Origin of the sequence: Pseudomonas sp. B10 (genome assembly GCF_900156235.1) — a bacterium.
GTDB lineage: Bacteria > Pseudomonadota > Gammaproteobacteria > Pseudomonadales > Pseudomonadaceae > Aquipseudomonas > Aquipseudomonas siliginis.
Map to the genome: position 1 here is coordinate 3334636 of NZ_LT707063.1, position 26295 is coordinate 3360930.

Here is a 26295-nt window from a genome sequence, read left to right on the forward strand (position 1 = left end):
GAATGCATCCAGTGACGCTCTGCGTCACAGCGGACGCAGAGCGTCCGGGGCGGCGTTCCCACGCAGAGCGTGGGAACGATCTGCGGTATTCATATCCGCCAAAACGGCTTCAACCCCTCCTCCCTTGCCTGCTCTCGCGTCAGCCCGACATCCCTGAGCTGCTCCGGCGTCAGTCCCAACAACGCCTTGCGCGTGTGCAGACGATGCCAGAACAGCTCCCAGCGACTGAGGCCGGACGGCGCGTTACGCAGCAGATTGCGCGCGTTGCCCTTCTGCCCTGCCGCCAGTTCCTGACTGTGTAACGTCAGCCGCACATCGCTCAAGCCGTTCATTTTCGTTGCTCCTGTTTACTTGGGTAGCCAGAGATTCCATGATGCGCGGGCGAGCAAAACCATTACAGACTCAAAGAACCTGTATTAACTCCATACAGATTTGCCGATTCGTCTACTGAATGACTGATTTTTGCCGCATCTGTACTGGTTTCCACCAAGACGCACCGAGGCCACCATGACTCTGTATGTAAATCTCGCCGAATTGCTCGGCACCCGCATCGAACAAGGCTTCTACCGCCCCGGCGATCGTTTGCCGTCGGTGCGTGCCTTGAGCATCGAACACGGAGTCAGTCTGAGCACGGTGCAGCAGGCGTATCGCGTGCTTGAAGACAGCGGTCTGGCCACGCCAAAACCCAAGTCTGGCTACTTTGTCCCAGTCGGCCGCGAGTTGCCGGAGCTGCCCGCAGTGGGCCGCCCGGCGCAGCGGCCAGTCGAGATTTCGCAATGGGATCAGGTGCTGGAATTGATCCGCGCGGTACCGCGCAAGGACGTCGTGCAATTGGGCCGTGGCATGCCCGATGTCGGCTCGCCGACCATGAAGCCGCTGCTGCGCGGACTGGCGCGAATCAGCCGCCGGCAGGACATGCCCGGTCTGTATTACGACAACATCCACGGCAACCTCGAACTGCGCGAACAGATCGCACGGCTGATGCTCGATTCCGGCTGCCAATTGAGCGCCAGCGATCTGGTGATCACCACTGGCTGCCACGAAGCGCTGTCCACCAGCATCCACGCGATCTGCGAGCCGGGCGACATCGTCGCGGTGGACTCGCCGAGTTTCCACGGCGCCATGCAGACCCTCAAAGGCCTGGGCATGAAAGCCCTGGAGATCCCTACCGATCCGCTCACCGGCATCAGCCTCGACGCCCTTGAACTGGCACTGGAACAGTGGCCGATCAAGGCCATTCAGCTCACGCCGAACTGCAACAACCCGCTCGGCTACGTCATGCCCGAGTCGCGCAAACGCGCGTTGTTGACGCTCGCCCAGCGTTTCGACGTGGCGATCATCGAAGACGATGTGTATGGCGAGCTGGCCTATACCTACCCGCGCCCGCGTACGATCAAATCCTTCGACGAAGACGGCCGCGTGTTGCTGTGCAGCTCGTTTTCCAAGACCTTGGCGCCGGGGCTGCGCATCGGCTGGGTGGCGCCGGGCCGATATCTGGAGCGAGTGCTGCACATGAAATACATCAGCACCGGCTCCACCGCACCACAACCGCAGATCGCTATCGCCGAATTCATCAAGGCCGGCCATTTCGAGCCGCACTTGCGGCGCATGCGCATGCAGTACCAACGCAATCGTGACGCGATGATCGACTGGGTGACGCGCTATTTCCCGGCCGGCACCCGCGCCAGCCGCCCGCAAGGCAGCTTCATGCTCTGGGTGGAACTGCCGGAAGGTTTCGACACGCTGAAACTGAATCGCGCGCTGCACGATCAGGGCGTACAGATTGCCGTTGGCAGCATCTTTTCCGCCTCGGGCAAGTACCGCAATTGTCTGCGGATGAACTACGCTGCCAAACCAACAGCGCAGATCGAAGAAGCGGTGCGCAAGGTCGGCGCTGCGGCAATCAAATTACTCGCCGAGACCGACTGACCTTTTTTGCGCGCCCGGCGTCCAAATTGCCGACCTCAGCCGCCAACCGGAACGACCCTACGTGAGCTTCAGACAGCCCCTACTCGCTTTACTGATACTCGCCTCGTTCCTCAGCGGCTGCGCCAGCCTCGATGTGCCGCGCGAACCAAGCCAGGCATTGCCAGCGTCGGACTCCAGCTTCGGCCGTTCGATCCAGGCTCAGGCCGCACCCTACAAAGGGCAATCGGGGTTTCGCTTGCTCTCCGACAGTGGCGAGGCGTTTACCGCCCGCGCCGAGCTGATTCGCCATGCCCAGGTCAGCCTCGATTTGCAGTACTACATCGTCCACGACGGCATCAGCACGCGGATGCTGGTGGAGGAAGTGTTGAAGGCGGCCGACCGTGGCGTGCGCGTGCGCATCCTGCTCGACGACACCACCAGCGACGGCCTCGACCAGATCATCGCGACGCTGGCGGCACATCCGCAGATCCAGATTCGTTTGTTCAATCCGTTGCACCTAGGGCGCAGCACCGGCGTAACGCGCGCGGCCGGGCGACTGTTCAATCTGTCCGTGCAGCATCGGCGCATGCACAACAAGTTGTGGCTGGCGGACAACAGCGCGGCCATCGTCGGCGGGCGCAATCTGGGCGATGAATATTTCGACGCCGAGCCCAACCTGAATTTCACCGACATCGACATGCTCAGCATCGGCCCGGTGGCCGAGCAGCTCGGACACAGTTTCGACCAGTACTGGAACAGCGCGCTGAGCAAGCCGATCGACGAATTCCTCTCCAGCCAACCGACCGCCGCCGACCTGCAAAACACGCGCACGCGCCTGGAAGAGTCGCTGGAAGAAACCCGCAAGCAGAACCACGCGCTGTATCAGCAGTTGATGAAGTTCACCACCGACCCGCGCATGGACATCTGGCGCAGAGAGCTGATCTGGGCCTGGAACCAGGCGCTGTGGGATGCGCCGAGCAAGGTCCTGTCCAAGGGTGAACCGGATCCGCATCTGCTGCTGACCACACAACTGGCGCCGGAACTGACCGGCGTCAGCAAAGAGCTGATCATGATTTCCGCCTACTTTGTGCCCGGCCAGCCGGGGCTGGTCTACCTGACCGGGCGCGCCGATGCCGGGGTCTCCGTGAGCCTGCTGACCAATTCACTGGAGGCCACTGACGTGCCGGCGGTGCATGGCGGTTACGCGCCCTATCGCAAGGCGTTGCTTGAACACGGGGTGAAACTTTATGAACTGCGCCGCCAGCCTGGGGATAACTACGGCAGCGGGCCGCGAGTGTTCTACAGCAAGTCGTTTCGCGGTTCGGATTCGAGTTTGCACAGCAAGGCGATGATCTTCGACCGGCGCAAATCGTTTATCGGCTCGTTCAACTTCGACCCGCGCTCGGTGCTGTGGAACACCGAAGTCGGCGTGCTCGTCGACAGCCCGGAACTGGCCGAGCACGTGCGCGCACTGGCACTGCAAGGCATGGCGCCGACCTTGAGTTATCAGGCGAAACTCGAGGACGGCAAGGTTGTCTGGGTCACCGAAGACAACGGCCAGATGCATACCCTGACCAAGGAACCGGGGAGCTGGTGGCGGCGCTTCAACTCATGGTTCAGCACCAACGTCGGCCTGGAGCGGATGCTGTAAGTCCGTCTGTTGATGATCCCTTGTGGGATGCGCTCAGGCTGCTTCCGCCGTTGTGCCAAAGGCCCCTTGGCGCAACAACAAAAGCACCAGGCCAAACGCCCCAGCCGCCATCAACAGCGGCAACGCATGCCCATTGATCCACTGACTGCCCGCCCCTGCCGCCAACGGCCCGACCAGACAACCGACACCCCACAACTGCGCGATATGCGCATTGGCGCGAACCAGCGCATCGTCTCGATAACGCTCGCCAATCAGGATCAGTGACAAGGTAAACAAGCCGCCGGCACTGGCGCCGAACAGCACCCACAACGGCCAGATCAGCAGCGTGTCGAGCAACATCGGAATGGCCAGACTCGACAGCATCAACACCACCGCGCATCCGGCGAACAGCGTGCGCCGCGACAGGTAATCGGCCAACGCGCCGATCGGTAATTGCAGCAGCGCATCGCCGACCACCACGGTGCTGACCATGGCCAGCGCGATTTCGGCGGTGAACCCTTGTTGCAGGCAGTACACCGGCAGCAGCGTCAGAATCATCGCCTCGAACGCGGCGAACAACGACACCGCCCAGGCAATCGCCGGCAACTCGCGGGCGAAGCCCCACAGATCACCAAAGGTCACGCTGTTGGCTTCACTGCTCGGCGCCCCGCTGCGCCCCAGCAGCAGGAAAGGCGAGAGCGTCAGCAGACCGACCCCGACCCAGAAACCGTAATCATGCTCGGTACCGAGCGCCCCCAGCAGCAACGGACCGGACAGCTGGCTCAGCGCATAGCTGCTGCCATACAGCGCTACCAGACGCCCGCGCCACTGCTCGACCACCAGTTGATTGATCCAGCTCTCGCCGAGGATGAACACGATGGTCAGGATCACCCCGATCAGCAGGCGCAGCAGCAACCAGATCGGGTAACTCGGCAGCAGTGCCAGCAGGCCGATCGACAATGCCCCGGCCCACAGGCACAGACGCATCAGGTTCGCCGTGCCGAAATACGCAGCGAGATGGCTGGAAATCTTCGCCCCCAGCAACACGCCGATCGCCGGCATGGCTGCCATCACACCGATCGCGAACGAGCCGTAGCCCCAGCCCTCCAGACGCAACGACACCAGCGGCATGCTGACCCCCAGGGCCAGACCGACACTCAAGACAGAAGCCAACACGGCGAAATACGTCGCCCACCGCATGCTCCACGCTCCTGTGGATATTTTTATATGCACCACAAAATCACTGTGGGAGCGAGCCCCTGTGGCGAGGGGATTTATCCCCGTTGGGTCGCGCAGCGGCCCCAAAACCTGCAACCACGATGTATCAGGTACATCGCGTGCAATGGTTTAGCGACTGCTTCGCAGCCGAACGGGGATAAATCCCCTCACCACAGAGGCTCGCTCCCACAGGGGATCTCTGTTTGGTCAGGAAGCCCGGCGTGACCGGGCTCGCTAATGTCTTACAGCTTGATCCACGTGGCCTTCAGCTCGGTGTACTTGTCGAAGGCATGTAGCGATTTGTCGCGACCGTTGCCCGACTGCTTGAAGCCACCGAACGGCGCGGTCATGTCGCCGCCATCGTACTGGTTGACCCACACGCTACCGGCGCGCAAGGCTTTGGCGGTCAAGTGCGCCTTGGAGATGTCCTGGGTCCACACCGCTGCGGCCAGACCATATGGCGTGTCGTTGGCGATCTGGATGGCTTCTTCGGCGCTGTCGAAAGCGATCACCGACAACACCGGGCCGAAAATCTCTTCCTGGGCAATCTTCATCGCGTTGCTCACACCATCGAAAATGGTTGGCTCGACGTAAGTGCCACCGGTCTCCTGGAGGATGCGCTTGCCGCCGGCGACCAGTTTGGCGCCATCGCTATGGCCGGATTCGATGTACGACAGCACGGTGTTCATCTGCTGGGTATCGACCAGCGCACCGACGTTGGTCGCCGGGTCCAGCGGATTGCCCGGCTTCCAGGCTTTCAGCGCCTCGATCACCATTGGCAGGAATTTGTCCTTGATCGAACGCTCGACCAGCAGGCGCGAACCGGCGGTGCACACTTCGCCCTGGTTGAAGGCGATGGCGCTGGCGGCGGATTCAGCGGCGGCCTGCAGATCCGGCGCATCGGCGAAGACGATGTTCGGGCTCTTGCCGCCGGCTTCCAGCCAGACGCGCTTCATGTTCGATTCGCCGGCGTAGACCATCAGTTGCTTGGCGATCTTGGTCGAGCCGGTGAATACCAGCGTGTCGACATCATTGTGCAGACCCAGCGCCTTGCCGACGGTGTGGCCGTAGCCCGGCAGCACGTTGAGCACGCCTTTCGGAATCCCGGCTTCAATGGCCAGCGCAGCGATACGGATGGCGGTCAGCGGCGACTTTTCCGACGGCTTGAGGATCACGGAATTGCCGGTCGACAGCGCCGGGCCGAGTTTCCAGCAAGCCATCATCAGCGGGAAGTTCCACGGCACGATAGCGCCGACTACGCCCACCGGCTCGCGAGTCACCAGACCCAGTTGATCATGTGGAGTCGCGGCGACTTCGTCGTAGATCTTGTCGATCGCTTCACCGCTCCAGCTCAGCGCCTGCGCCGCGCCCGGTACGTCGATGTACAGCGAATCGCTGATCGGCTTGCCCATGTCGAGGGTTTCCAGCAGCGCCAGTTCTTCGGCGTGCTGTTTCAGCAGGCTGGCGAAGCGGATCATGGTGGCTTTGCGCTTGGTCGGCGCCAGGCGCGACCAGACGCCGGAGTTGAAGGTGGAGCGGGCATTTTCTACAGCACGGTCAGCATCGGCGGCGTCGCAGCTGGCGATCTTGCCGAGCAGACGGCCATCGACCGGGCTGATGCATTCGAAGGTTTCGCCGGAAACGGCGTCGGTGTATTCGCCATTCAGGAAGGCGCGGCCTTCGATTTTCAGATCGCGGGCGCGTTGTTCCCAGTCGGCACGAGTCAGGGTGGTCATTCGGGTGTCCTCCTCTTATTGAATACGAGCACCGCAAGCGCTGCGGCGCTGTTCAAGAATTCTGCCCGGCCAGCCTGCACTTTCGGCCCGAGGCACCCGCCACCCTAAACCAGCGGCCGGGTTTGTTTCAATATATTTGACATAAGCTGGCTATACAGCCTTGCGGTGTTCATTTTAATAAACATAGACTTTGGCCCATTCCAGCCCATGCGCCGTCATTAACGGAGAAAACAACAATGAACATCCAGAACGTCGTCGACATCAGCCTCGCCAGCAGCGAAGCCGAGCGTTATCGCCCGGACCCGGCGAAGGTGCTCAAGGGCGATCCTGAGCAGGCGGTGTTTCATCAATACGACAGCCCTTGTGGGCAAATGGGCGTGGGCGTGTGGGAAGGCGCGGTGGGTCAGTGGACGGTGAATTACACCGAGCATGAGTACTGCGAGATTCTGCAGGGGGTTTCGGTATTGCGTGACAGCGATGGCAATGCCAAGACCTTGCGCGTTGGCGATCGCTTCGTGATCCCGGCGGGGTTTCGCGGAACCTGGGAAGTGCTGGAGGCTTGCCGCAAGGTTTATGTGATCTTTGAACAGAAGGCTTGAGATGTTTGCTGGCTGATCGGCCCTCATCGCTGGCAAGCCAGCTCCCACAGGTTTTGTGCATGACACAGGTTCTGTGAAGACCGGCAATCAATGTGGGAGCTGGCTTGCCAGCGATAAGGCCCAACCGGTCACCGCAGAATCCACGGCAAACAAAAAAGGCCCGCATCTCACGATACGGGCCTTTTTCGCAGTCAGGAAAAATCAATTACTTGATTTTGCCTTCCTTGTACATCACGTGCTTGCGAACAACCGGATCATATTTCTTGATCTCGATTTTGTCCGGGGTAGTACGCTTGTTCTTGTCGGTAGTGTAGAAGTGACCAGTACCGGCGCTCGAGATCAAACGAATCAATTCACGCATGATTAGCTCCCTTAAATCTTGCCATCGCGGCGAAGTTCGGCGAGCACGACAGTGATGCCACGCTTGTCGATGATACGCATGCCTTTGGCAGATACGCGCAGACGCACAAAACGTTTCTCTTCTTCAACCCAGAAGCGGTGATGCTGCAGGTTCGGCAGGAAACGACGACGGGTTTTGTTGTTTGCGTGGGAAATGTTATTCCCAGTCACCGGACCCTTACCGGTAACTTGACATACTCTCGACATGCCTCAGCCCTCTAAAACCACATGCCCAACCCGGCATGGGTTGGCCGCTTAATCTCTCAGTCATTTGGCGCCAGGCGCCGCGTTTCTTTAGAGGTCTTACCGGCTACACCTACAGTGAAGGAACCGGGCCCCTAGAAAAGAGCGCTGCTTTATACCAGAAAGACCGGGGTGCAACAACAATCGGTGTGCAATCAATCGGCAAAAGGGCGATTTTTTCCGCCGCAGACGCCTTGGACAAAGGCTGCGGCCAGTTTTGACCACTCGTCGCAGAAATCCCGTCCTACAGGCGATTCAGACTTTTCATCCCCCTGCCCACGCTCGAAACCGCGCAAGAGTGCGCCTGAAAATGCAAAAAGGGGATAGTCATTTGCAATTCAGAGCTCTAGGGTAGGACTTTTCCAGACTGCACTTGCAGATGGGCCTTCGATCTGTAAAGGAAACCGACCATGCGCCTCGCTGCCCTACCCCTGTTGCTCGCCCCGCTCCTGCTGAGCCCCCTTGCCCAGGCCGCCGCGTTGAGCGTGTGCACCGAGGCCAGCCCCGAAGGGTTCGACGTGGTGCAGTACAACTCGCTGACCACCACCAATGCTTCAGCTGACGTACTGATGAACCGCTTGGTGGATTTCGACACCGCCAGCGGCAAAGTCATCCCCAGCCTGGCCGACAGCTGGGAAGTCAGCACTGATGGCCTGACGTATGTATTCAAGCTACACCCGCAGGTGAAATTTCATACAACCGAATACTTCAAGCCGAGCCGCGAACTGAGTGCTGAAGACGTCAAATTCAGCTTCGACCGCATGCTCGACCCGGCCAACCCGTGGCACAAAGTCGCCCAGAGCGGCTTCCCCCATGCGCAGTCGATGCAACTGCCGACCCTGATCAAGAAGATCGACGCCCTCGACCCGCTCACCGTGCGTTTCACTCTCGATCATCCGGATTCGACCTTCCTCGCGACCCTGAGCATGGGTTTCGCCTCGATCTATTCCGCCGAATATGCCGACAAACTGATGAAGGCCGGCGCCACCGACAAACTCAACAGCCAGCCGATCGGCACCGGCCCGTTCGTGTTCAATCGCTTCCAGAAAGACGCGGCGATTCGCTACAAGGCCAATCCGGACTATTTCCGTGGCAAGCCTGCGGTCGACCCGTTGATCTTCGCCATCACGCCGGACGCCAACGTGCGTCTGCAAAAGCTGCGGCGCAATGAATGTCAGATCGCCCTGTCGCCAAAACCATTGGATGTACAGGCCGCGCTGAAGGAACCGACGCTGAAAGTCGAAAAGACTGACGCGTTCATGACCGCTTTCGTGGGCATTAACAGCCAGCATCCGCCGCTGGACAAGCCGGAAGTGCGCCAGGCGATCAACCTCGCCTTCGACAAGGCCAACTACATCAAAGCCGTGTTCGAAGACACCGCCGAGGCAGCCAATGGGCCATACCCGCCGAACACCTGGAGCTACGCGAAGAACCTGCCGGGCTATCCGCACGACGTGACCAAGGCGAAGGCTTTGCTGGCCAAGGCCGGCTTGAAGGACGGCTTCCAGACCACGATCTGGACGCGGCCATCGGGCAGCCTGCTCAACCCGAACCCAAGCCTCGGCGCGCAGATGCTGCAATCGGATCTCGCCGAGATCGGCATCCAGGCGGAGATCCGCGTGATCGAATGGGGCGAACTGATTCGTCGCGCCAAGGCCGGCGAACATGATCTGCTGTTCATGGGCTGGGCCGGCGACAACGGCGACCCGGACAACTTCCTCACTCCGCAGTTTTCCTGCGCAGCAGTGAAGTCCGGGACCAACTTCGCCCGGTACTGCAACGCCGATCTGGACAAGCTGATCAGCGCCGGCAAGACCACTAGCGAGCAAGGCGTGCGCACCAAGCTGTATGAACAGGCACAGGCGCAGATCCAGCAGCAGGCGTTGTGGCTGCCACTGGCGCACCCGACGGCCTACGCTTTGACGCGCAAGGATGTTCAGGGTTATTCCGTCAGCCCGTTTGGCCGCCAGGATTACTCCAAGATCAGCCTCAAATAACCTGCCTGACACAAACCGGTGGATGGAAACAATCTGTGGGAGCGAGCCTGCTCGCGAAAGCGGTCTGTCAGCAAACAATGATGCTGACTGGTAAAACGCCTTCGCGAGCAGGCTCGCTCCCACAGGGTCCAGAATTGGCGCCAAGAACTACATCCAGCCACACTCCGCCATCGACAGCGGCTCGCCGTCTCCGACGATGAAGTGATCGAGCACTCGCACGTCAATCAGCTCCAGCGCTTTCTGCAGGCGCTTGGTCAGCAGCCGATCGGCCTGACTCGGATCGGTGTTGCCGGACGGGTGGTTGTGACAAAGGATCACCGCTGCGGCGTTATTGGCCAGCGCGCGCTTCACCACCTCCCGAGGATGCACGCTGGTGTTGTCGATCGAGCCGCGAAACAGCGCCTCGAAATTCAGCACCTGATGTTTCGAATCGAGAAACAGGCAGCCGAACACCTCGTGCGGCTCATGCCGCAGCATCGCCTTGAGGTAATCGCGGACGACCTGAGGGTTCTCCAGTGCCGGCTTCTGTCGTGAGCGCTCGGCCAGATGGCGCTTGCTCATTTCCTGCGCGGCTTGCAGCTGGGCGAACTTGGCAGGGCCGAGGCCCATTTGTTTGCTGAATGCGTCCTGATCGGCCTCAAGCAGCAAACGCAGGCCACCGAATTGCGTCAGCAGATGTCTGGCAAGGTCGACAGCGCTTTTTCCGGGCAATCCGGTGCGCAGAAAAATCGCCAACAACTCAGCGTCCGAAAGACTCCCTGCGCCGTGTTCCAACAGCCTTTCCCGCGGCCGTTCCGCCGCCGGCCAATCGCGAATACTCATAGCACCTCCTTGTCTGTGGGCGCCGCTGTTCCGTAGCGGTCGCTGTGATATCGTAGCCCATCTTTTTGGCGGTCGATTCAACCCTGGGGAGGGGTATCGCGCCGCCGTCATCAACGAAATGAAAGGCAGACCTATGCAGCGGCTGTATCGGAAACGCATCGTTCTGGGCGTCGGCGGCGGCATTGCGGCCTACAAGAGCGCCGATCTGGTTCGCCGCCTGATCGACCAGGGTGCCGAAGTGCGCGTGGTCATGACCCATGGCGGCGCCGAATTCATTACCCCGCTGACCATGCAGGCCCTGTCGGGCCACCCGGTTCACCTCGACTTGCTCGACCCTGCCGCCGAAGCCGCCATGGGCCATATCGAGCTGGCGAAATGGGCCGATCTGGTGCTGATCGCCCCGGCCACCGCCGACCTGATCGCCCGTCTGGCCCAAGGCATTGCCAACGATCTGCTGACCACGCTGGTGCTGGCCACCGATGCCGTGGTTGCCGTCGCACCAGCAATGAATCAGGCGATGTGGCGCGACCCGGCGACCCAGGCCAACCTGCAACTGTTGGAGAGCCGTGGCCTGAAGACTTTCGGCCCGGCCTCGGGCAGCCAGGCCTGCGGCGACGTCGGCATGGGCCGCATGATGGAAGCCACCGATCTGGCACTGCTCGCCGCCGATTGCTTCCAGCGCCAGGCATTGACCGGCAAGCATGTGGTGATCACCGCCGGCCCGACCCAGGAAAACATCGACCCGGTGCGCTACATCACCAACCACAGCTCGGGAAAAATGGGCTTTGCCCTCGCCGAAGCAGCCGTGGAAGCCGGCGCCCGTGTCACTTTGATCAGCGGCCCGGTGCACCTGCCGACGCCTGATCGCGTGACGCGGATCGATGTGGTCAGCGCCCGCGATATGCTCGCCGCCTGCGAATCAGCCATGCCTTGCGACGTGTTCATCTCGTCGGCAGCGGTGGCGGACTACCGCCCTGAAGTCGTCGCCCCGCACAAACTCAAGAAAGATCCTACGAGCGGAGACGGCTTCGTCCTGCAAATGGTGCGCAACCCGGACATCCTTGCCACCATCGCGACCCGTCCCGACCGTCCGTTCAGTGTCGGCTTCGCTGCCGAAACCGAACACCTGCTCGACTACGCTGCACGCAAGCTGAAGGACAAGAATCTCGATCTGATCGTCGCCAACGACGTCGCCAACCCGAGCATCGGTTTCAACAGCGAAGAAAACGCCTGCAGCGTCATCGACCGTGAGCTGCACGCCACGGTTTTCGCCCAGACCAGCAAGAGCAAGATCGCTCGCCAACTGGTCACTTTTATCGCCGAACGTCTGAACCAGGTTTAATTTACATGCACGCTTTGCAAGCCAAGATCCTCGATCCACGCATCGGTAGCGAATTCCCGCTGCCGCAATACGCCACGCCAGGCTCCGCCGGCCTCGACCTGCGCGCCATGCTGGAACAGGACATCGTGATCAAACCGGGTGAAACCGTGCTGATTCCCACCGGCCTGTCGGTCTATATCGGCGACCCGAATCTCGCCGCACTGATCCTGCCGCGCTCGGGCATGGGCCACAAACACGGCATCGTTCTGGGCAATCTGGTCGGCCTGATCGACTCCGATTACCAGGGCCCGCTGATGGTCTCCTGCTGGAACCGCGGCCAGAGCGACTTCACCATGACCGTCGGCGAACGTCTGGCGCAATTGGTGCTGGTACCGGTGGTGCAGGCGCATTTCGAAATGGTTGAAGAGTTTGTCGAGACCGAGCGCGGTACCGGTGGTTTTGGCCATACCGGCACCAAATAACCGGATAGAAATTATTGTGGTGAGGGGGTTTATCCCCTCGCCACAAAAAATGCGCTACATCGGCAGCAGGTTTTAACACCGTAAATCAAGGTTTTGCCGGCCGAAAGCCACGCCAGCCGGGGCGTCATGGCCCTTTCATAGCACGAACTCTCTGTGGAAAACGCCGTCATACCCTTCAGTTTGAGCCTGCCGTCGAACATTTCGCCGGTCTGTCCCGCCCTTTTCGAGATGGAGCATGTCCACAGATGAGCACCCCCGCCAAGATCGCCCCGAAGCTGCCTGACAGCATTTTCCGCGCCTACGACATTCGCGGCACTGTGCCGGAATACCTCAACGGTGAAACCGCTTACTGGATCGGCCGTGCCATCGGCTCGCAGAGCCTGGCCCAGGGCGAGCCGAACGTGTCGGTCGGTCGCGACGGTCGCCTGTCCGGCCCGGAGCTGGTCGCGGAACTTATTCGTGGCATCGCCGAGAGCGGTTGCCACGTCAGCGATGTCGGCCTGGTGCCAACGCCAGCGCTGTATTACGCCGCCAACGTGCTGGCCGGCAAGTCCGGGGTGATGCTCACCGGTAGCCACAATCCGTCGAACTACAACGGTTTCAAAATCGTCATCGCCGGCGACACCCTCGCCAACGAGCAGATTCAGGTGCTCCACGAGCGCATCAAGAACAATGACCTGAGCAGCGGCCAGGGCAGCGTCACTCAGGTCGAAATCCTCGACCGCTACAACACCGAAATCGTCCAGGACATCAAACTGGCCCGCCGCCTGAAAGTCGTGGTCGACTGCGGCAACGGCGCGGCCGGCGTGATCGCCCCGCAACTGATCGAAGCGCTGAACTGCGAAGTCATCCCGCTGTTCTGCGAAGTCGACGGCAACTTCCCGAACCATCACCCGGACCCGGGCAAACCGGAAAACCTCGTAGACCTGATTGCCAAAGTCAAAGAGACCAACGCCGATATCGGCCTGGCCTTCGACGGCGACGGTGACCGCGTCGGCGTGGTGACCAACACCGGCAGTATCGTCTACCCGGATCGTCTGCTGATGCTGTTCGCTCGCGACGTAGTGGCGCGTAACCCGGACGCGGAAATCATCTTCGACGTTAAATGCACTCGCCGTTTGGTGCCGCTGATCAAGGAATACGGTGGTCGGCCGCTAATGTGGAAGACCGGTCACTCGTTGATCAAAAAGAAAATGAAACAATCCGGCGCACTGTTGGCCGGCGAAATGAGCGGGCACATCTTCTTCAAGGAACGCTGGTTCGGTTTCGACGACGGCATCTACAGCGCCGCACGTCTGCTGGAGATCCTCAGCAAGGAAAAATCCACCGCGGAAGAGCTGTTTGCGACCTTCCCGAACGATATTTCCACGCCGGAAATCAATATCCATGTGACCGAAGAGAGCAAATTCAGCATCATTGATGCACTGCACGATGCTCAGTGGGGCGAAGGCGCCGACCTGACCACCATCGACGGCGTGCGTGTCGATTACGCCAAAGGCTGGGGCCTGGTGCGCGCATCCAACACCACACCGGTGCTGGTGCTGCGCTTCGAGGCCGATGACGAGGCTGAATTGCAGCGCATCAAGGATGTGTTCCACGCCCAACTGAAACGCGTTGCACCTGATCTCCAACTACCGTTCTGATCCACCCGGAGCCCTGAATGACCCTCGAACGCGAAGCCGCCGCCAACACTGCCAAGGTCCTGTCCGAAGCGCTGCCTTACATCCGACGCTATGTCGGCAAGACCCTGGTGATCAAATACGGCGGCAACGCGATGGAAAGCGAGGAGCTGAAGACCGGCTTCGCCCGCGACATCGTGCTGATGAAAGCCGTGGGCATCAACCCGGTGGTCGTGCACGGTGGCGGCCCGCAGATCGGTGATCTGCTCAAGCGTCTGTCGATCGAAAGCCACTTCGTCGACGGCATGCGCGTTACCGACGCGGCGACCATGGACGTGGTGGAAATGGTCCTTGGCGGTCAGGTCAACAAGAGCATCGTCAACCTGATCAACCGCCATGGCGGCAGCGCCATCGGCCTGACCGGTAAGGATGCCGGGCTGATCCGGGCGAAGAAGCTCACCGTCTCCCGTCAGACCCCGGAGATGACCCAACCGGAAATCATCGACATCGGCCATGTCGGCGAAGTCGTCGGCATCAATACCGAGCTGTTGAATCTGCTGGTCAAAGGCAACTTCATCCCGGTCATCGCGCCGATTGGCGTCGGTGAGAACGGCGAGTCGTACAACATCAACGCCGACCTGGTGGCGGGCAAGGTTGCCGAAGCGCTGAAAGCCGAAAAGCTGATGCTGCTGACCAACATTGCCGGCCTGATGGACAAGTCGGGCACTGTGCTGACCGGCCTGAGCACGCAGCAGGTCGACGATCTGATTGCCGACGGCACGATCTACGGCGGAATGCTGCCGAAGATCCGCTGCGCACTGGAAGCGGTTCAGGGTGGGGTTGGCAGTTCGTTGATCATCGACGGTCGCGTGCCGAACGCGATCCTGCTGGAAATTTTCACCGATACTGGCGTGGGTACGCTGATCAGTAATCGCAAGCGTCCCTGATCGCTGATACACCGGAGATCGCAGTCTGCGGCAGCGCCTGCAAATTTCGTTAATGCGAAATTTCTGTAGGAGCTGACGAAGGCTGCGATCTTTTTTGTGCGCGCAGGAAACGCCTGACTCGACACAGCGAAACGTCCGACATCCCTTCAGAACAAATCTCCATAGGATCTTCCTCTCATCCAACGGAGATCTTCCCATGCAAAAAAACAGCGTTCCTTACGGCAGTGACATTTCGGCTGGCACTTACGCCTGCGTGGACTGCGGCCGAGAGTATTCAGCCCCTTCGCAGACTTCGATGCCGCCCTGCCCTGACTTCACCGAAGCCTCTCACCCACTCAAGGGCTGGAAAGTGCTCACCGGCCAAGGAGATGCACCCCAGGATCCCTACCCAGCCGCCAGCGACAAATAACCGGAGCGGCGACTCATGCAGATCTCGTTCACGATCGACGCCGACGCTTTCGAGCAGGAACAGAAGGAACCGGTGAAAAAGACCTTGCGCATCGGCGACGCCGAAATCGCCCATGCGCTGGAGCGCATCGCCAAAGCCAGCCTGACCGAATACCTGAAAATGCTGGTCGAGGGCGGCATGCCCAGCCGGGCCGACGAAGCCAAGCAGGATCGCCTGCTGTATCTGATTCAGAGTTACTTCGGGCAGACCCTGCCGACCGAATCGCAGATCTCGACGATCTTTCAACTGACCCAGAGCCAAAGCAAAACCCTGCTGAAGAACACCGTTTCGCGTTTTCGCAATCAGCTCGACGATATCCTGCAGCACAGCATGCGCGCCGTCATCGTTTCCGCCGAACATGCGCAGAACGTGTTTCTGGTGGTGATCAGCTCGGACGTGATTCGCGATGAATTGAACATGCTCATCACCCAAAACGAGCCGACCTTCAAACCCATCACCAAACGCAAGGGCAGCGCCGGGCAATTCGAGATCAGCGAAGATTCCCACGCATTGCTCTGCGCGAAGCTGGGTCTGAATGCCGTTCAGTGACATCGTCGCGGTCAGTGGCTTGCTGCTGACCCTGACCACGTTCATGTTCAATCTGGCGTGGCCGGCGCTCAATGAAGCGCTGGCTGAGGATGAATTTCAAAAAGGCTCGCAGGCCCGCAAGCGCAGTCGAGACAAGGTGATGGCTGCTTTCTACTGGCGAGCACTGCCACTGACGTGTGCTTTTGTGGCGCTGTTTTACGTTAACTTGCCGGCGGCGGTTGGCATCATCGATAGCAGCACGCTGGATTTGTGGGATTTCGATGTGGATCGCACGTTGTACGTGATGGTGGTTGTTGCGCTGCTGGTGTTTGCGCTGGTCAATGTCGGACTGGCGCTGAGGCTGCTCCTCAAATGGCGAAATCTGCGTTAATCGCTAACAAAATGACCCAATTCAGCAGCCTGAACTGGGTCTTCTTTTTGTGGGAGCGAGCCTGCTCGCGAAGCGGTATTCGCCTCACATCGTTCAGTGTGGCGGCCATTCGCGAGCAGGCTCGCTCCCACATTGGTCACACGCCAAATTGCGCGCGGTACGCTTCTACGGCTGGGAGGTGTTGCTTGAGCTGCGGATCGTCGGCGAGGAACTCCAGCACCTGATTCAGCGAGACGATGCTGATCACCGGAATGCCGAAGTCACGCTCGACTTCCTGGATGGCCGACAATTCGCCGTTGCCACGCTCCTGGCGGTTCAGCGCGATCAGCACACCGGCGGCTTTGGCGCCGTCTTGGGAAGCGATGATCTGCATCACTTCACGAATCGCGGTGCCGGCGGTGATCACGTCGTCGATGATCAGCACGTCGCCAGTCAGCGGTGCGCCGACCAGGCTGCCGCCTTCGCCGTGGGCCTTGGCTTCCTTACGGTTGAAGCACCACGGCAGGTCACGGTCGTGATGCTCGGCCAGCGCAACGGCAGTGGTTGCTGCCAGCGGGATGCCTTTGTAGGCCGGGCCAAACAGGACGTCGAAGGAGATGCCGCTTTCGGCGATGGCTGCGGCGTAAAAACGCCCCAGCTGCGCCAGGGCCGAACCGGAGTTAAACAGGCCGGCATTGAAGAAGTAGGGACTGGTGCGCCCGGACTTCAGGGTGAACTCACCGAAGCGCAAAACGCCGCGATCGATGGCAAAACGAATGAAATCGCGCTGATACGCTTGCATGAAAAAAACCCCAAATACCACGGATTTAGCTAATTAGCTTGACGCCGTGTATCATACACGCACGCGATTTTTGGGGCCATTTATGCGGATCATCAGTGTGAACGTCAATGGTATTCAGGCGGCAGTCGAGCGCGGTTTGCTCAGTTGGCTGCAAGCCCAGAATGCCGACGTCATCTGCCTGCAGGACACCCGTGCCTCCGCCTTTGAACTGGATGACCCAGCCTTCCAACTGGATGGCTACTTCCTTTATGCCTGCGATGCTGAAGTCCCTGCCCAAGGCGGCGTGGCTTTGTATTCGCGGTTGCAACCGAAGGCTGTCATCAGCGGTCTCGGTTTCGAGACGGCCGACCGCTACGGGCGCTACCTGCAAGCAGATTTCGACAAAGTCAGTATTGCCACCTTGCTGTTTCCTTCGGGGATGAACGGCGATGAGGACTTGAACCAGAAGTTCAAGCTCATGGACGATTTCGGCAAGTACCTGGACAAACAGCGACGCAAACGTCGCGAGTACATTTATTGTGGCTCGCTGTACGTTGCGCAGCAGAAACTCGACATCAAGAACTGGCGCGACAGCCAGCAATCTCCCGGCTTCCTGGCGCCGGAACGCGCCTGGATGGACGAGATTGTCGGCAACATGGGCTATGTCGATGCGCTGCGCGAAGTCAGCCGCGAAGGCGATCAGTACAGCTGGTGGCCGGATAACGAACAGGCCGAGATGCTCAATCTGGGCTGGCGTTTCGATTATCAGATCCTGACCCCGGGCCTGCGTCGCTCGGTGCGCAGTGCACGCCTGCCGCGTCAGCCACGGTTTTCGCAGCACGCGCCGTTGATCGTCGACTACGACTGGACGCTGACCATCTAAGCGTCCTCGCAGCCAAAAAAATGCCCGCATCGTGAGATGCGGGCATTTTTTATGCGCCGTGCTCTCTAGACGGCAGCGAAGAATGGCAAGGTCAGGTACAGCTTGATCACAATGACGTTGACGATATCGATGAAGAACGCTCCTACCATCGGCACCACCAGAAACGCGATTTGCGATGGCCCATAGCGCTGCGTCACCGCTTGCATGTTGGCAATCGCCGTCGGCGTGGCGCCCAGACCGAAGCCGCAATGCCCCGCAGCGAGCACGGCGGCATCATAGTTGCTGCCCATCACCCGGAACGTTACGAAAATCGCGAACAGCGCCATGACCAGCGCCTGCACGGCCAGAATGATGAAGATCGGCAATGCCAACGCCGCCAGATCCCATAATTTCAGCGACATCAGCGCGATCGCCAGAAACAACGAGAGGCTGACATTGCCGAGCACGGAAACTTCACGCTCGAATACCTGATACAAGCCAAGCGCTGACAGACTGTTGCGCAACACCACACCCACAAACAGCACGCAAACAAACGTCGGCAGTTCGAATGCAGTGCCGTGCAGCAAACCATTCAAAAGATTGCCAACGAGCAGGCTGACGGCAATCAGCGCCAGCGTTTCGACGAACGAAAACGGCGTGATTGAGCGTTCCTTGTTCGGCTGTTCAAAACCTCTTGGCAGTCGCGGCGCTTGCTGGGGACTGCAGCCCGGCACTTGCACGCGCTTGATCAGCAACCGGGCGACGGGCCCACCGATCAGCCCACCGAGCACCAGACCGAACGTCGCTGAGGCCAGCGCCAGCTCCGAAGCCGAAGCCAGGCCATATTTCTCGCTGAACACCGCGCCCCATGCAGCGCCAGTGCCGTGGCCGCCAGCGAGCGTGATCGAGCCTGTCAGCAAGCCCATCAAAGGGTCGAGCCCGAGCAGGGTTGCCAATCCGATGCCCATGGCGTTCTGCACCACCAGCAAGCCAATAACCGCCAGCAGGAAGATGCCGACAATGCGCCCGCCCTTTTTCAGACTGGCAAGGTCGGCACTCAAGCCAATGGTGGCAAAGAAAGCCAACATCAACGGTGTTTGCAATGATGTATCGAAGCGGACTTCAATATCGAACGTGCGCAATATCAACAGGAGCACGGCAACCACAAGGCCACCCGCTACCGGTTCAGGAATATTGTAACTTCGCAGAAAGCTGACACGCGTAACAAGCCCGCGCCCGAGCAGTAGTACTAAAGAAGCGGCCACGAGCGTGCCGTAGAAATCGAGCTCAATCATGTGGATTATTCTTGGCTAAGTATTCACGAGGCGAGCGTTTACCTTGGCTCGACGGGTGAACCGGCTGATTTTATCAACACTGATTACTGGGGAATTCAAGTGCCATCGATGGCTTGAACATATCGAAATGTTTCAATCGAAACATTGCATCGGGCAACTTTAACAACCCGCTCGCGTCAATAACAAGAACGGGAATAAGCACTTGCTCGATCAGTTGTGACCAAAGATGTAATGGAGAAATATCAATAAATAAATGCCAAACCGCACATCGACAACAGACTAGTCCTACAACAAAAACCAATTATTGAGTTGCACAAATAAAAATGCCCCGATAAGCCGGGGCATTTCCATATTGCGATACAACAGACTGTTACTTGATGAGTCGCCAAGTGAACGGATATCTGTACGGGAAACCTTCGTTGGCTTTGACCCCTGCAATGATCGTCAGGACCAATGCCGCGATTGCCAGCAAACCAAAGAGGAAGAAACCAATGATCAGCAGCATGAGCAAGAAGCAGATCATTGAGGCTATCGCCACCGTGATCTGAAAATTCAGCGCCTCTTTGCCCTGCGCATCGATGAACGGGTCTTTCTCGCGCTTCATCTGCCAAAGGATCAGCGGCCCGATCAGATTGCCGAAGGGAATCCAGATCCCCAGCAAGGCGGACAAGTGACAGAACATCGCCCATTGGCGAACCTCCTGGCTCGGTTTGGGCAGCAACTCTTGCTCGTCACTCATCACGTCCTCCTTGTGGTCAAAACCTCAGTCGGCCAGCGCAGCCTTCTGCAATTCGAAGATTTCGTTCATGCCCTGCTTGGCCAGTTCCAGCATGGCATTGAGCTCGTCAGGCTGGAACGGCGCGCCTTCTGCGGTGCCCTGCACTTCGATGAAACCGCCGGTGCTGGTCATCACTACGTTCAGGTCGGTTTCAGCAGCGGAATCTTCAAGATAGTCCAGATCCAGCACCGGCTCGCCCTGGTACATGCCGACCGAGACCGCACCGATCATCTGCTTGAGCGGGTCACCGCCTTTCAGGCCGCCGCGTTTCTTGATCACTTTCAGGGCATCGACCAGCGCAACCATGGCGCCGGTGATGGAGGCGGTGCGAGTACCGCCATCGGCCTGGATCACGTCGCAATCGACATACAGGGTCACATCGCCAAGCTTGGACATGTCCAGCGCTGCGCGCAGGGAACGGCCGATCAGACGCTGGATTTCGAGAGTACGACCGCCCTGCTTGCCACGGCTGGCCTCACGCTGGTTACGCTCGCCGGTCGCGCGCGGCAGCATGCCGTACTCGGCAGTCAACCAGCCCTGGCCCTGACCTTTGAGGAAACGCGGCACGCCATTTTCGACGCTGACGGTGCAGATGACTTTGGTATCACCGAATTCGACCAGTACGGATCCCTCGGCGTGTTTGGTGTAGTTGCGGGTGATGCGGATCGAGCGGAGCTGATCGGCAGCGCGACCACTTGGACGTTTCATAGGGATACCTGTACTGAGGACGGAAAACTGCCGAGCATTATAGAGCGCTGCACCGCGAGTGGGCACTGGTTAAAACCGCCGGCCGACGACCGAAGCCACTCAAGCGCGCATAACCGACGGGCTGCAGCGCTTTGTCACACCGTGTGTTTGGGCGCATTCGCCGCACTGCGCTACAATCCTGCGCCTTTGCTGCCAGTCGGCTTAAATTCATTGAAATCGCGCCTGCGAAACAGCGTTTCGCGCCGATCTGCATTGCGAGGTCACCGCCATGGTGCACAGCATGACCGCCTTCGCCCGCGTCGAGAAAGCCGGCGCTCAGGGCACCCTGAGCTGGGAACTGCGCTCGGTCAACAGCCGCTATCTGGAACCGCACCTGCGCTTGCCCGAATCGTTTCGCGACCTCGAAGGCGCCGTGCGTGAAGCGCTGCGTCAGGGCCTGTCGCGGGGCAAACTGGAATGCACGCTGCGCTTCACCGAAGAAAGCACCGGCAAACCGCTGCAAGTGGACCGCGAGCGCGCCGCGCAACTGGTTGCCGCTGCGGAAACCGTTGCCGGGCTGATCAAGAATCCCGCCGCGCTGAATCCGCTGGAAGTGCTGGCCTGGCCCGGCGTGCTGGTGGCCGATGCGACCGACCCGCAAGCGCTGAACGCCGAAGCGCTGGCGCTGTTCAATCAGGGTTTGAAGGATCTGAAGGCTGGCCGCGAGCGCGAAGGCGCGGAGCTGGCTCGCTTGATCAATGACCGCCTGACGTCCATCGAAGAAGACGTGGTGACCCTGCGTGAACTGGTGCCGCAGATGCTCGCCACCCAGCGCCAGAAGGTTCTCGACCGCTTTGCCGACATGAAGGCCGAGCTCGACCCGCAGCGCCTGGAACAGGAAATGGTCATCCTCGCGCAAAAAAGCGACGTGGCCGAAGAACTGGATCGCCTGAGCACTCACATCATCGAAGTTCGCCGGGTGCTCAAGTCCGGTGGTGCCGCCGGGCGGCGTTTGGACTTCCTGATGCAGGAGCTCAACCGCGAAGCCAACACACTGGGCTCCAAAGCCTTCGACCCGCGCAGCACCCAGGCCGCCGTCAACCTCAAGGTGTTGATCGAGCAGATGCGCGAACAAGTGCAGAATATTGAGTAAGGCTACCCTGACATGACCCAACACACCGGCACCCTGTACATCATTTCCGCGCCATCGGGCGCGGGCAAGAGCAGTCTGGTCAAGGCCTTGACCGACGCCGATCCGGAGATTCGCGTTTCCGTTTCGCACACCACCCGCGCCATGCGCCCGGGCGAAGTGGACGGCGTGAATTACCACTTCGTAACCCGCGAAGAGTTCGTGAAGATGGGCGAGCACGGCGACTTTCTTGAGCGCGCCGAAGTCTTCGGCAACTTCTACGGCACCTCGCAAAGCCGTTTGCAACAGACCCTGGACGAAGGTCACGACCTGATTCTGGAAATCGACTGGCAAGGCGCCGAGCAAGTGCGCAAGCTGATGCCGCAAGCGCGCTCGATCTTCATCCTGCCGCCATCGCTGCAAGCCCTGCACCAGCGCCTGACCAACCGCGGCCAGGACAGCGACGAGATCATCGACGGCCGCATGCGCGAAGCGGTCAGCGAGATGAGCCATTACGTCGATTACGATTACCTGATCATCAACGACGATTTCGCCCACGCGCTGGACGATCTGAAAGCGATTTTCCGCGCCAATCAGCTGCAACAGAAACGCCAGCAAGTGCGTTTCGGCAAATTGCTGGCTGAATTGCTCGGCTAAAACAGCACTTCCCAAAATGCCTGCAAGCGCTTTACATTGGTGCTTGCAGCGCGTTGAAGGGTCTGGTCAAAAAATCAGCGCTTCCCTAATCGCTGGTGATTTTTTAAACTGCTCAGTCCGCTCGCCCAACCGGGCAGCGCGCATATTGCATTCGCTCCGAGGAATACCATGGCCCGCGTAACCGTTGAAGACTGCCTAGAACACGTGGAAAACCGCTTTGAGCTGGTCATGCTCTCTACCAAGCGTGCCCGTCAACTGGCCACCGGCGGCAAAGAGCCATTGGTGCAGTGGGAAAACGACAAGCCGACCGTTGTCGCGCTGCGTGAAATTGCTGAAGGTCTGATGAGCTACGAGTTCATCGCCGAGCAGGAAATCGTCCAGGATGAACCGCTGTTCGCAGCGTTCGAGGACGAGTCGAACGAGGCCGTCTAAGCCTATGCCTGGTCGACGTAGCACGGCGCGGGGTCACAGCTTTCGGCAGGAATCATCATGCCGAGCATAGACGCCCTCGCCGATCGCTTATCGACCTACCTCGGCAACGACCAGGTCAACCTGGTCCGCCGAGCGTATTTCTACGCCGAACAAGCCCATGACGGTCAACGCCGTCGCAGCGGCGAGGCGTATGTCACGCATCCTCTTGCCGTGGCCAATATTCTTGCCGACATGCACATGGACCATCAGAGCCTGATGGCCGCGATGCTGCATGACGTGATCGAAGACACCGGTATCGCCAAGGAAGCGCTGCAAGCGCAGTTTGGTGAAACCGTGGCCGAACTGGTCGACGGGGTCAGCAAACTGACCCAGATGAATTTCGAGACCAAGGCCGAAGCCCAGGCGGAAAACTTCCAGAAAATGGCCATGGCCATGGCGCGCGACATCCGGGTGATCCTGGTCAAGCTCGCCGACCGCCTGCACAACATGCGCACGCTTGAAGTGCTGTCCGGCGAAAAACGCCGGCGCATCGCCAAGGAAACTCTCGAGATCTACGCGCCCATTGCCAACCGGCTGGGCATGCACGCGATCCGCATCGAATTCGAAGACCTCGGCTTCAAGGCCATGCACCCGATGCGTTCCGCGCGGATCTACCAGGCGGTCAAGCGCGCCCGGGGCAACCGCAAGGAAATCGTCAACAAGATCGAAGAGTCCCTCGGCCATTGCCTCGCCATCGACGGCATCCAGGGCGAAGTCAGCGGTCGGCAGAAACACCTCTACGGCATCTATAAGAAAATGCGCGGCAAGCGTCGGGCCTTCAACGAGATCATGGACGTTTACGCGTTCCGGATCATCGTCGACAAGGTCGATACCTGCTACCGCGTATTGGGTGCTGTGCATAATTTGTACAAACCGTTACCAGGGCGCTTCAAGGATTACATCGCGATCCCCAAGGCCAACGGCTATCAGTCACTGCACACCACGCTGTTCGGCATGCACGGTGTACCGATCGAGATCCAGATCCGTACCCGCGAAATGGAAGAGATGGCCAATAACGGCATCGCCGCCCATTGGCTGTACAAATCCAGCGGTGACGAGCAACCGAAAGGCACTCACGCCCGCGCCCGCCAGTGGGTCAAAGGCGTGCTGGAGATGCAGCAACGTGCCGGCAACTCGCTGGAATTCATCGAGAGTGTGAAGATCGACCTGTTCCCGGACGAGGTCTACGTGTTCACGCCCAAAGGCCGGATCATGGAGCTGCCAAAAGGCTCCACGGCGGTCGACTTTGCCTACGCGGTACACACCGACGTCGGCAACAGCTGCATCGCCTGCCGGATCAACCGTCGTCTCGCGCCGCTGTCCGAACCGCTGCAAAGCGGCTCCACGGTCGAAATCGTCAGCGCCCCCGGCGCACGGCCAAATCCGGCGTGGCTCAACTTCGTCGTTACCGGCAAGGCGCGCACGCACATTCGTCATGCGCTGAAGCTACAACGCCGCTCCGAGTCCATCAGTCTTGGCGAACGCCTGCTGAACAAGGTGCTCAACGGTTTCGACAGCTCGCTGGAAAAGATTCCGGCAGAGCGCGTCAAAGCAATGCTTACCGAGTACCGCCTCGAACTGATCGAAGACCTGCTCGAAGACATCGGCCTGGGCAACCGCATGGCGTACGTGGTCGCCCGTCGCCTGCTTGGCGAAGGCGAGCAGCTGCCAAGTCCGGAAGGTCCGCTGGCGATTCGCGGTACCGAGGGCCTGGTGCTCAGCTACGCCAAGTGCTGCACGCCGATCCCGGGCGACCCGATTGTCGGGCACCTGTCGGCGGGCAAAGGCATGGTCGTGCACCTGGACAACTGCCGCAACATCAGCGAAATCAGGCACAACCCGGAAAAATGCATCCAGCTCTCGTGGGCCAAGGATGTCACCGGCGAATTCAACGTCGAGCTGCGCGTCGAGCTGGAACATCAGCGTGGCCTGATCGCCCTGCTGGCCAGCAGCGTCAACGCGGCCGACGGCAACATCGAGAAAATCAGCATGGACGAACGCGATGGTCGCATCAGCGTCGTGCAGTTGGTGGTCAGCGTTCACGACCGTGTGCACCTGGCCCGCGTGATCAAGAAACTGCGCGCTTTGACCGGGGTGATACGCATCACCCGCATGCGTGCATAACCTGCCTATTACAAGGAGTCCTACATGACCAAAACCGTCATCACCAGCGACAAGGCCCCGGCCGCCATCGGCACTTACTCCCAGGCGATCAAGGCAGGCAACACCGTTTACATGTCGGGCCAGATTCCTCTGGACCCGAAAACCATGGAACTGGTTGAGGGCTTCGAAGCCCAGACCGTCCAGGTCTTCGAGAACCTCAAAGCCGTGGCCGAAGCCGCCGGCGGTTCGTTCAAGGACATCGTCAAACTGAACATCTTCCTCACCGACCTGAGCCACTTCGCCAAGGTCAACGAGATCATGGGCAAGTACTTCGACCAGCCATACCCTGCCCGCGCCGCCATTGGCGTGGCCGCCCTGCCGAAGGGTGCGCAGGTTGAAATGGATGCCATTCTGGTCATCGAGTGATGCGCACGGCGCGGCCTCCACGCCGCGCCGACTGCTGCAAGAAAAGGTTTTGAAAGGATTCCACCATGCGCAAAGCGCTAGCTCTCTCGCTGCTCGCCCTGTTTCTCGGCGGCTGCGCCAGCGACCCTGCCGACCGTGACATCAGCGGCACCTGGATCAACCAGGTGGCGATCGATGCCGCCGCCAAGGGCGGTCCCCTGCGTGAAGCGCTGCAGGCTTACGGCCCGAATCTGGAATGGGACGTCAACACCAAGGCCGGTCAGGCCCGCTACACCAACGGTTTTGAGAACGTCGAAGGACGGCTGCTGGGCGAAGAGTCCGGCGCCTGGAAAGTCGACTTCTATGGCAGCTCCGCCAGCGAACTGAAACGCGACGGCGGGCGCCTGCAGCAAGCTGCCAGCGACAACGAACCCGAGCAGCTTTTCGATCGCGCACAGATCCCGGTGCCGGAAGGCGCTCCAATCGGTGCCAGCTTCGAACGCGCGCTGTATTCGGCATATCTGGGCGGTAACTGGATCATCGCCAGCGGCCAGGGTGAAGGCGGCACCGTGCAGTTCCAGGCCGACGGCCAGGTGACCGGCCTGCCGGGCGTTGATCGTTATGCCTTGTGTCTGGCCGGCGATTGCGCGTCCATGAGCAATGGCAACGACAGCATGTGGCTGCAACTCAATGGCCAGGGCAACAACTGGATCTTTGTGCGCAAGGGCAAGGAGCTGGAGATTCTGCAGGCAGTGAACGCTGCGCTGGCGGATGAGCAACCGCAGTTCGCCGCAGGTGAGCGCAAGTGGTTGCTGGAGAAGCAGTAACCTGCCTCCGAAATCTCAGAAGATCAAATGTGG

General features: G+C 59.8%; 26 protein-coding genes and 1 pseudogene. 17 read left to right on the forward strand and 10 right to left on the reverse strand.

Annotated elements, in window-relative coordinates; genetic code table 11:
- Nucleotides 1-89 precede the first annotated feature (89 nt).
- Nucleotides 90-332, reverse strand: coding sequence for a DUF1127 domain-containing protein (locus BXA01_RS15190; RefSeq protein WP_076564537.1), 243 nt, complete (start codon nucleotides 330-332; stop codon nucleotides 90-92).
- 175 nt (nucleotides 333-507) lie between these two features.
- Between BXA01_RS15190 and BXA01_RS15195 the strand changes: the two genes are divergently transcribed.
- Entirely contained in the window at nucleotides 508-1929 is a 1422-nt protein-coding gene (locus tag BXA01_RS15195) for an aminotransferase-like domain-containing protein (RefSeq protein ID WP_076564538.1), read from the forward strand.
- Nucleotides 1930-1990: 61 nt separating this feature from the next.
- Complete coding sequence (locus BXA01_RS15200) at nucleotides 1991-3559, forward strand: phospholipase D family protein (protein ID WP_076564539.1); 1569 nt, start codon at nucleotides 1991-1993, stop codon at nucleotides 3557-3559.
- A gap of 33 nt (nucleotides 3560-3592) precedes the next feature.
- On the opposite strand, the gene BXA01_RS15205 is transcribed toward BXA01_RS15200, so the two are convergent.
- Nucleotides 3593-4738: an MFS transporter gene (locus tag BXA01_RS15205; protein ID WP_016772557.1), complete on the reverse strand. Its 1146-nt coding sequence runs from the start codon at nucleotides 4736-4738 to the stop codon at nucleotides 3593-3595.
- A 260-nt stretch (nucleotides 4739-4998) separates the two neighbouring features.
- Complete coding sequence (locus BXA01_RS15210) at nucleotides 4999-6492, reverse strand: aldehyde dehydrogenase (RefSeq protein ID WP_076564540.1); 1494 nt, start codon at nucleotides 6490-6492, stop codon at nucleotides 4999-5001.
- Between the two features lie 236 nt (nucleotides 6493-6728).
- On the opposite strand from BXA01_RS15210, the gene BXA01_RS15215 reads away from it, so the two are divergent.
- Entirely contained in the window at nucleotides 6729-7091 is a 363-nt protein-coding gene (locus BXA01_RS15215) for a cupin domain-containing protein (RefSeq protein WP_016772555.1), read from the forward strand.
- Nucleotides 7092-7296: 205 nt separating this feature from the next.
- On the opposite strand, the gene rpmG is transcribed toward BXA01_RS15215, so the two are convergent.
- Nucleotides 7297-7452 carry a 50S ribosomal protein L33 gene (rpmG, locus tag BXA01_RS15220; RefSeq protein WP_016772554.1) on the reverse strand — a complete coding sequence of 52 codons (156 nt, stop codon included), beginning with the start codon at nucleotides 7450-7452 and terminating at the stop codon, nucleotides 7297-7299.
- A gap of 11 nt (nucleotides 7453-7463) precedes the next feature.
- Nucleotides 7464-7697, reverse strand: a complete 234-nt coding sequence (rpmB, locus tag BXA01_RS15225; protein WP_007920377.1) for a 50S ribosomal protein L28 — start codon at nucleotides 7695-7697, stop codon at nucleotides 7464-7466.
- A gap of 446 nt (nucleotides 7698-8143) precedes the next feature.
- Here rpmB and BXA01_RS15230 point away from each other — a divergent pair, with 446 nt between their 5' ends.
- On the forward strand, nucleotides 8144-9730 hold the full coding sequence (locus BXA01_RS15230) for an ABC transporter substrate-binding protein (RefSeq protein WP_076564541.1): 1587 nt from the start codon (nucleotides 8144-8146) through the stop codon (nucleotides 9728-9730).
- 147 nt (nucleotides 9731-9877) lie between these two features.
- On the opposite strand, the gene radC is transcribed toward BXA01_RS15230, so the two are convergent.
- Nucleotides 9878-10552: a RadC family protein gene (radC, locus tag BXA01_RS15235; protein WP_016772552.1), complete on the reverse strand. Its 675-nt coding sequence runs from the start codon at nucleotides 10550-10552 to the stop codon at nucleotides 9878-9880.
- Nucleotides 10553-10685: 133 nt separating this feature from the next.
- On the opposite strand from radC, the gene coaBC reads away from it, so the two are divergent.
- From coaBC to BXA01_RS15270, 6 genes and pseudogenes are all read left to right on the forward strand, one after another.
- On the forward strand, nucleotides 10686-11894 hold the full coding sequence (gene coaBC, locus BXA01_RS15240) for a bifunctional phosphopantothenoylcysteine decarboxylase/phosphopantothenate--cysteine ligase CoaBC (protein ID WP_016772551.1): 1209 nt from the start codon (nucleotides 10686-10688) through the stop codon (nucleotides 11892-11894).
- Between the two features lie 5 nt (nucleotides 11895-11899).
- Entirely contained in the window at nucleotides 11900-12355 is a 456-nt protein-coding gene (gene dut, locus BXA01_RS15245) for a dUTP diphosphatase (protein ID WP_041476635.1), read from the forward strand.
- A 239-nt stretch (nucleotides 12356-12594) separates the two neighbouring features.
- Nucleotides 12595-13998, forward strand: a pseudogene (locus BXA01_RS15250) (phosphomannomutase/phosphoglucomutase); the annotation flags it as partial.
- A 17-nt stretch (nucleotides 13999-14015) separates the two neighbouring features.
- Nucleotides 14016-14921, forward strand: a complete 906-nt coding sequence (argB, locus tag BXA01_RS15255; protein WP_016772548.1) for an acetylglutamate kinase — start codon at nucleotides 14016-14018, stop codon at nucleotides 14919-14921.
- 424 nt (nucleotides 14922-15345) lie between these two features.
- Nucleotides 15346-15918: a hypothetical protein gene (locus tag BXA01_RS15265; RefSeq protein ID WP_076564542.1), complete on the forward strand. Its 573-nt coding sequence runs from the start codon at nucleotides 15346-15348 to the stop codon at nucleotides 15916-15918.
- The gene (locus tag BXA01_RS15270; protein WP_076564543.1) at nucleotides 15905-16288 is read left to right on the forward strand and encodes a hypothetical protein; all 384 of its coding nucleotides are present in this window, start codon (nucleotides 15905-15907) and stop codon (nucleotides 16286-16288) included. Before BXA01_RS15265 ends, BXA01_RS15270 begins: the two co-directional genes overlap by 14 nt.
- A 136-nt stretch (nucleotides 16289-16424) precedes the next feature.
- On the opposite strand, the gene pyrE is transcribed toward BXA01_RS15270, so the two are convergent.
- Nucleotides 16425-17069 carry an orotate phosphoribosyltransferase gene (gene pyrE, locus BXA01_RS15275; protein WP_076564544.1) on the reverse strand — a complete coding sequence of 215 codons (645 nt, stop codon included), beginning with the start codon at nucleotides 17067-17069 and terminating at the stop codon, nucleotides 16425-16427.
- Nucleotides 17070-17151: 82 nt separating this feature from the next.
- Here pyrE and BXA01_RS15280 point away from each other — a divergent pair, with 82 nt between their 5' ends.
- Complete coding sequence (locus BXA01_RS15280) at nucleotides 17152-17931, forward strand: exodeoxyribonuclease III (RefSeq protein WP_016772543.1); 780 nt, start codon at nucleotides 17152-17154, stop codon at nucleotides 17929-17931.
- 65 nt (nucleotides 17932-17996) lie between these two features.
- On the opposite strand, the gene gltS is transcribed toward BXA01_RS15280, so the two are convergent.
- The 3 genes from gltS to rph form a co-directional block, all read right to left on the reverse strand.
- Entirely contained in the window at nucleotides 17997-19205 is a 1209-nt protein-coding gene (gltS, locus tag BXA01_RS15285; RefSeq protein WP_076564545.1) for a sodium/glutamate symporter, read from the reverse strand.
- Nucleotides 19206-19575: 370 nt separating this feature from the next.
- Nucleotides 19576-19944, reverse strand: a complete 369-nt coding sequence (locus BXA01_RS15290) for a DUF4870 domain-containing protein (protein WP_016772541.1) — start codon at nucleotides 19942-19944, stop codon at nucleotides 19576-19578.
- 24 nt (nucleotides 19945-19968) lie between these two features.
- Nucleotides 19969-20691: a ribonuclease PH gene (gene rph, locus BXA01_RS15295; protein ID WP_024014799.1), complete on the reverse strand. Its 723-nt coding sequence runs from the start codon at nucleotides 20689-20691 to the stop codon at nucleotides 19969-19971.
- 268 nt (nucleotides 20692-20959) lie between these two features.
- On the opposite strand from rph, the gene BXA01_RS15300 reads away from it, so the two are divergent.
- The 6 genes from BXA01_RS15300 (at nucleotide 20960) to BXA01_RS15325 (ending at nucleotide 26262) form a co-directional block, all read left to right on the forward strand.
- Nucleotides 20960-21823 (forward strand): YicC/YloC family endoribonuclease, encoded by an 864-nt coding sequence (locus tag BXA01_RS15300; RefSeq protein WP_076564546.1) that lies wholly within the window; start codon nucleotides 20960-20962, stop codon nucleotides 21821-21823.
- 12 nt (nucleotides 21824-21835) lie between these two features.
- On the forward strand, nucleotides 21836-22456 hold the full coding sequence (gene gmk / locus BXA01_RS15305; protein WP_039757364.1) for a guanylate kinase: 621 nt from the start codon (nucleotides 21836-21838) through the stop codon (nucleotides 22454-22456).
- 168 nt (nucleotides 22457-22624) lie between these two features.
- The gene (gene rpoZ / locus BXA01_RS15310) at nucleotides 22625-22888 is read left to right on the forward strand and encodes a DNA-directed RNA polymerase subunit omega (RefSeq protein ID WP_008030604.1); all 264 of its coding nucleotides are present in this window, start codon (nucleotides 22625-22627) and stop codon (nucleotides 22886-22888) included.
- Between the two features lie 57 nt (nucleotides 22889-22945).
- Entirely contained in the window at nucleotides 22946-25051 is a 2106-nt protein-coding gene (gene spoT, locus BXA01_RS15315) for a bifunctional GTP diphosphokinase/guanosine-3',5'-bis pyrophosphate 3'-pyrophosphohydrolase (RefSeq protein WP_007920338.1), read from the forward strand.
- A gap of 24 nt (nucleotides 25052-25075) precedes the next feature.
- Nucleotides 25076-25456, forward strand: a complete 381-nt coding sequence (locus BXA01_RS15320) for a RidA family protein (RefSeq protein ID WP_014340863.1) — start codon at nucleotides 25076-25078, stop codon at nucleotides 25454-25456.
- A 65-nt stretch (nucleotides 25457-25521) separates the two neighbouring features.
- Complete coding sequence (locus tag BXA01_RS15325; RefSeq protein ID WP_071172109.1) at nucleotides 25522-26262, forward strand: hypothetical protein; 741 nt, start codon at nucleotides 25522-25524, stop codon at nucleotides 26260-26262.
- The last annotated feature ends 33 nt before the right edge of the window (nucleotides 26263-26295 follow it).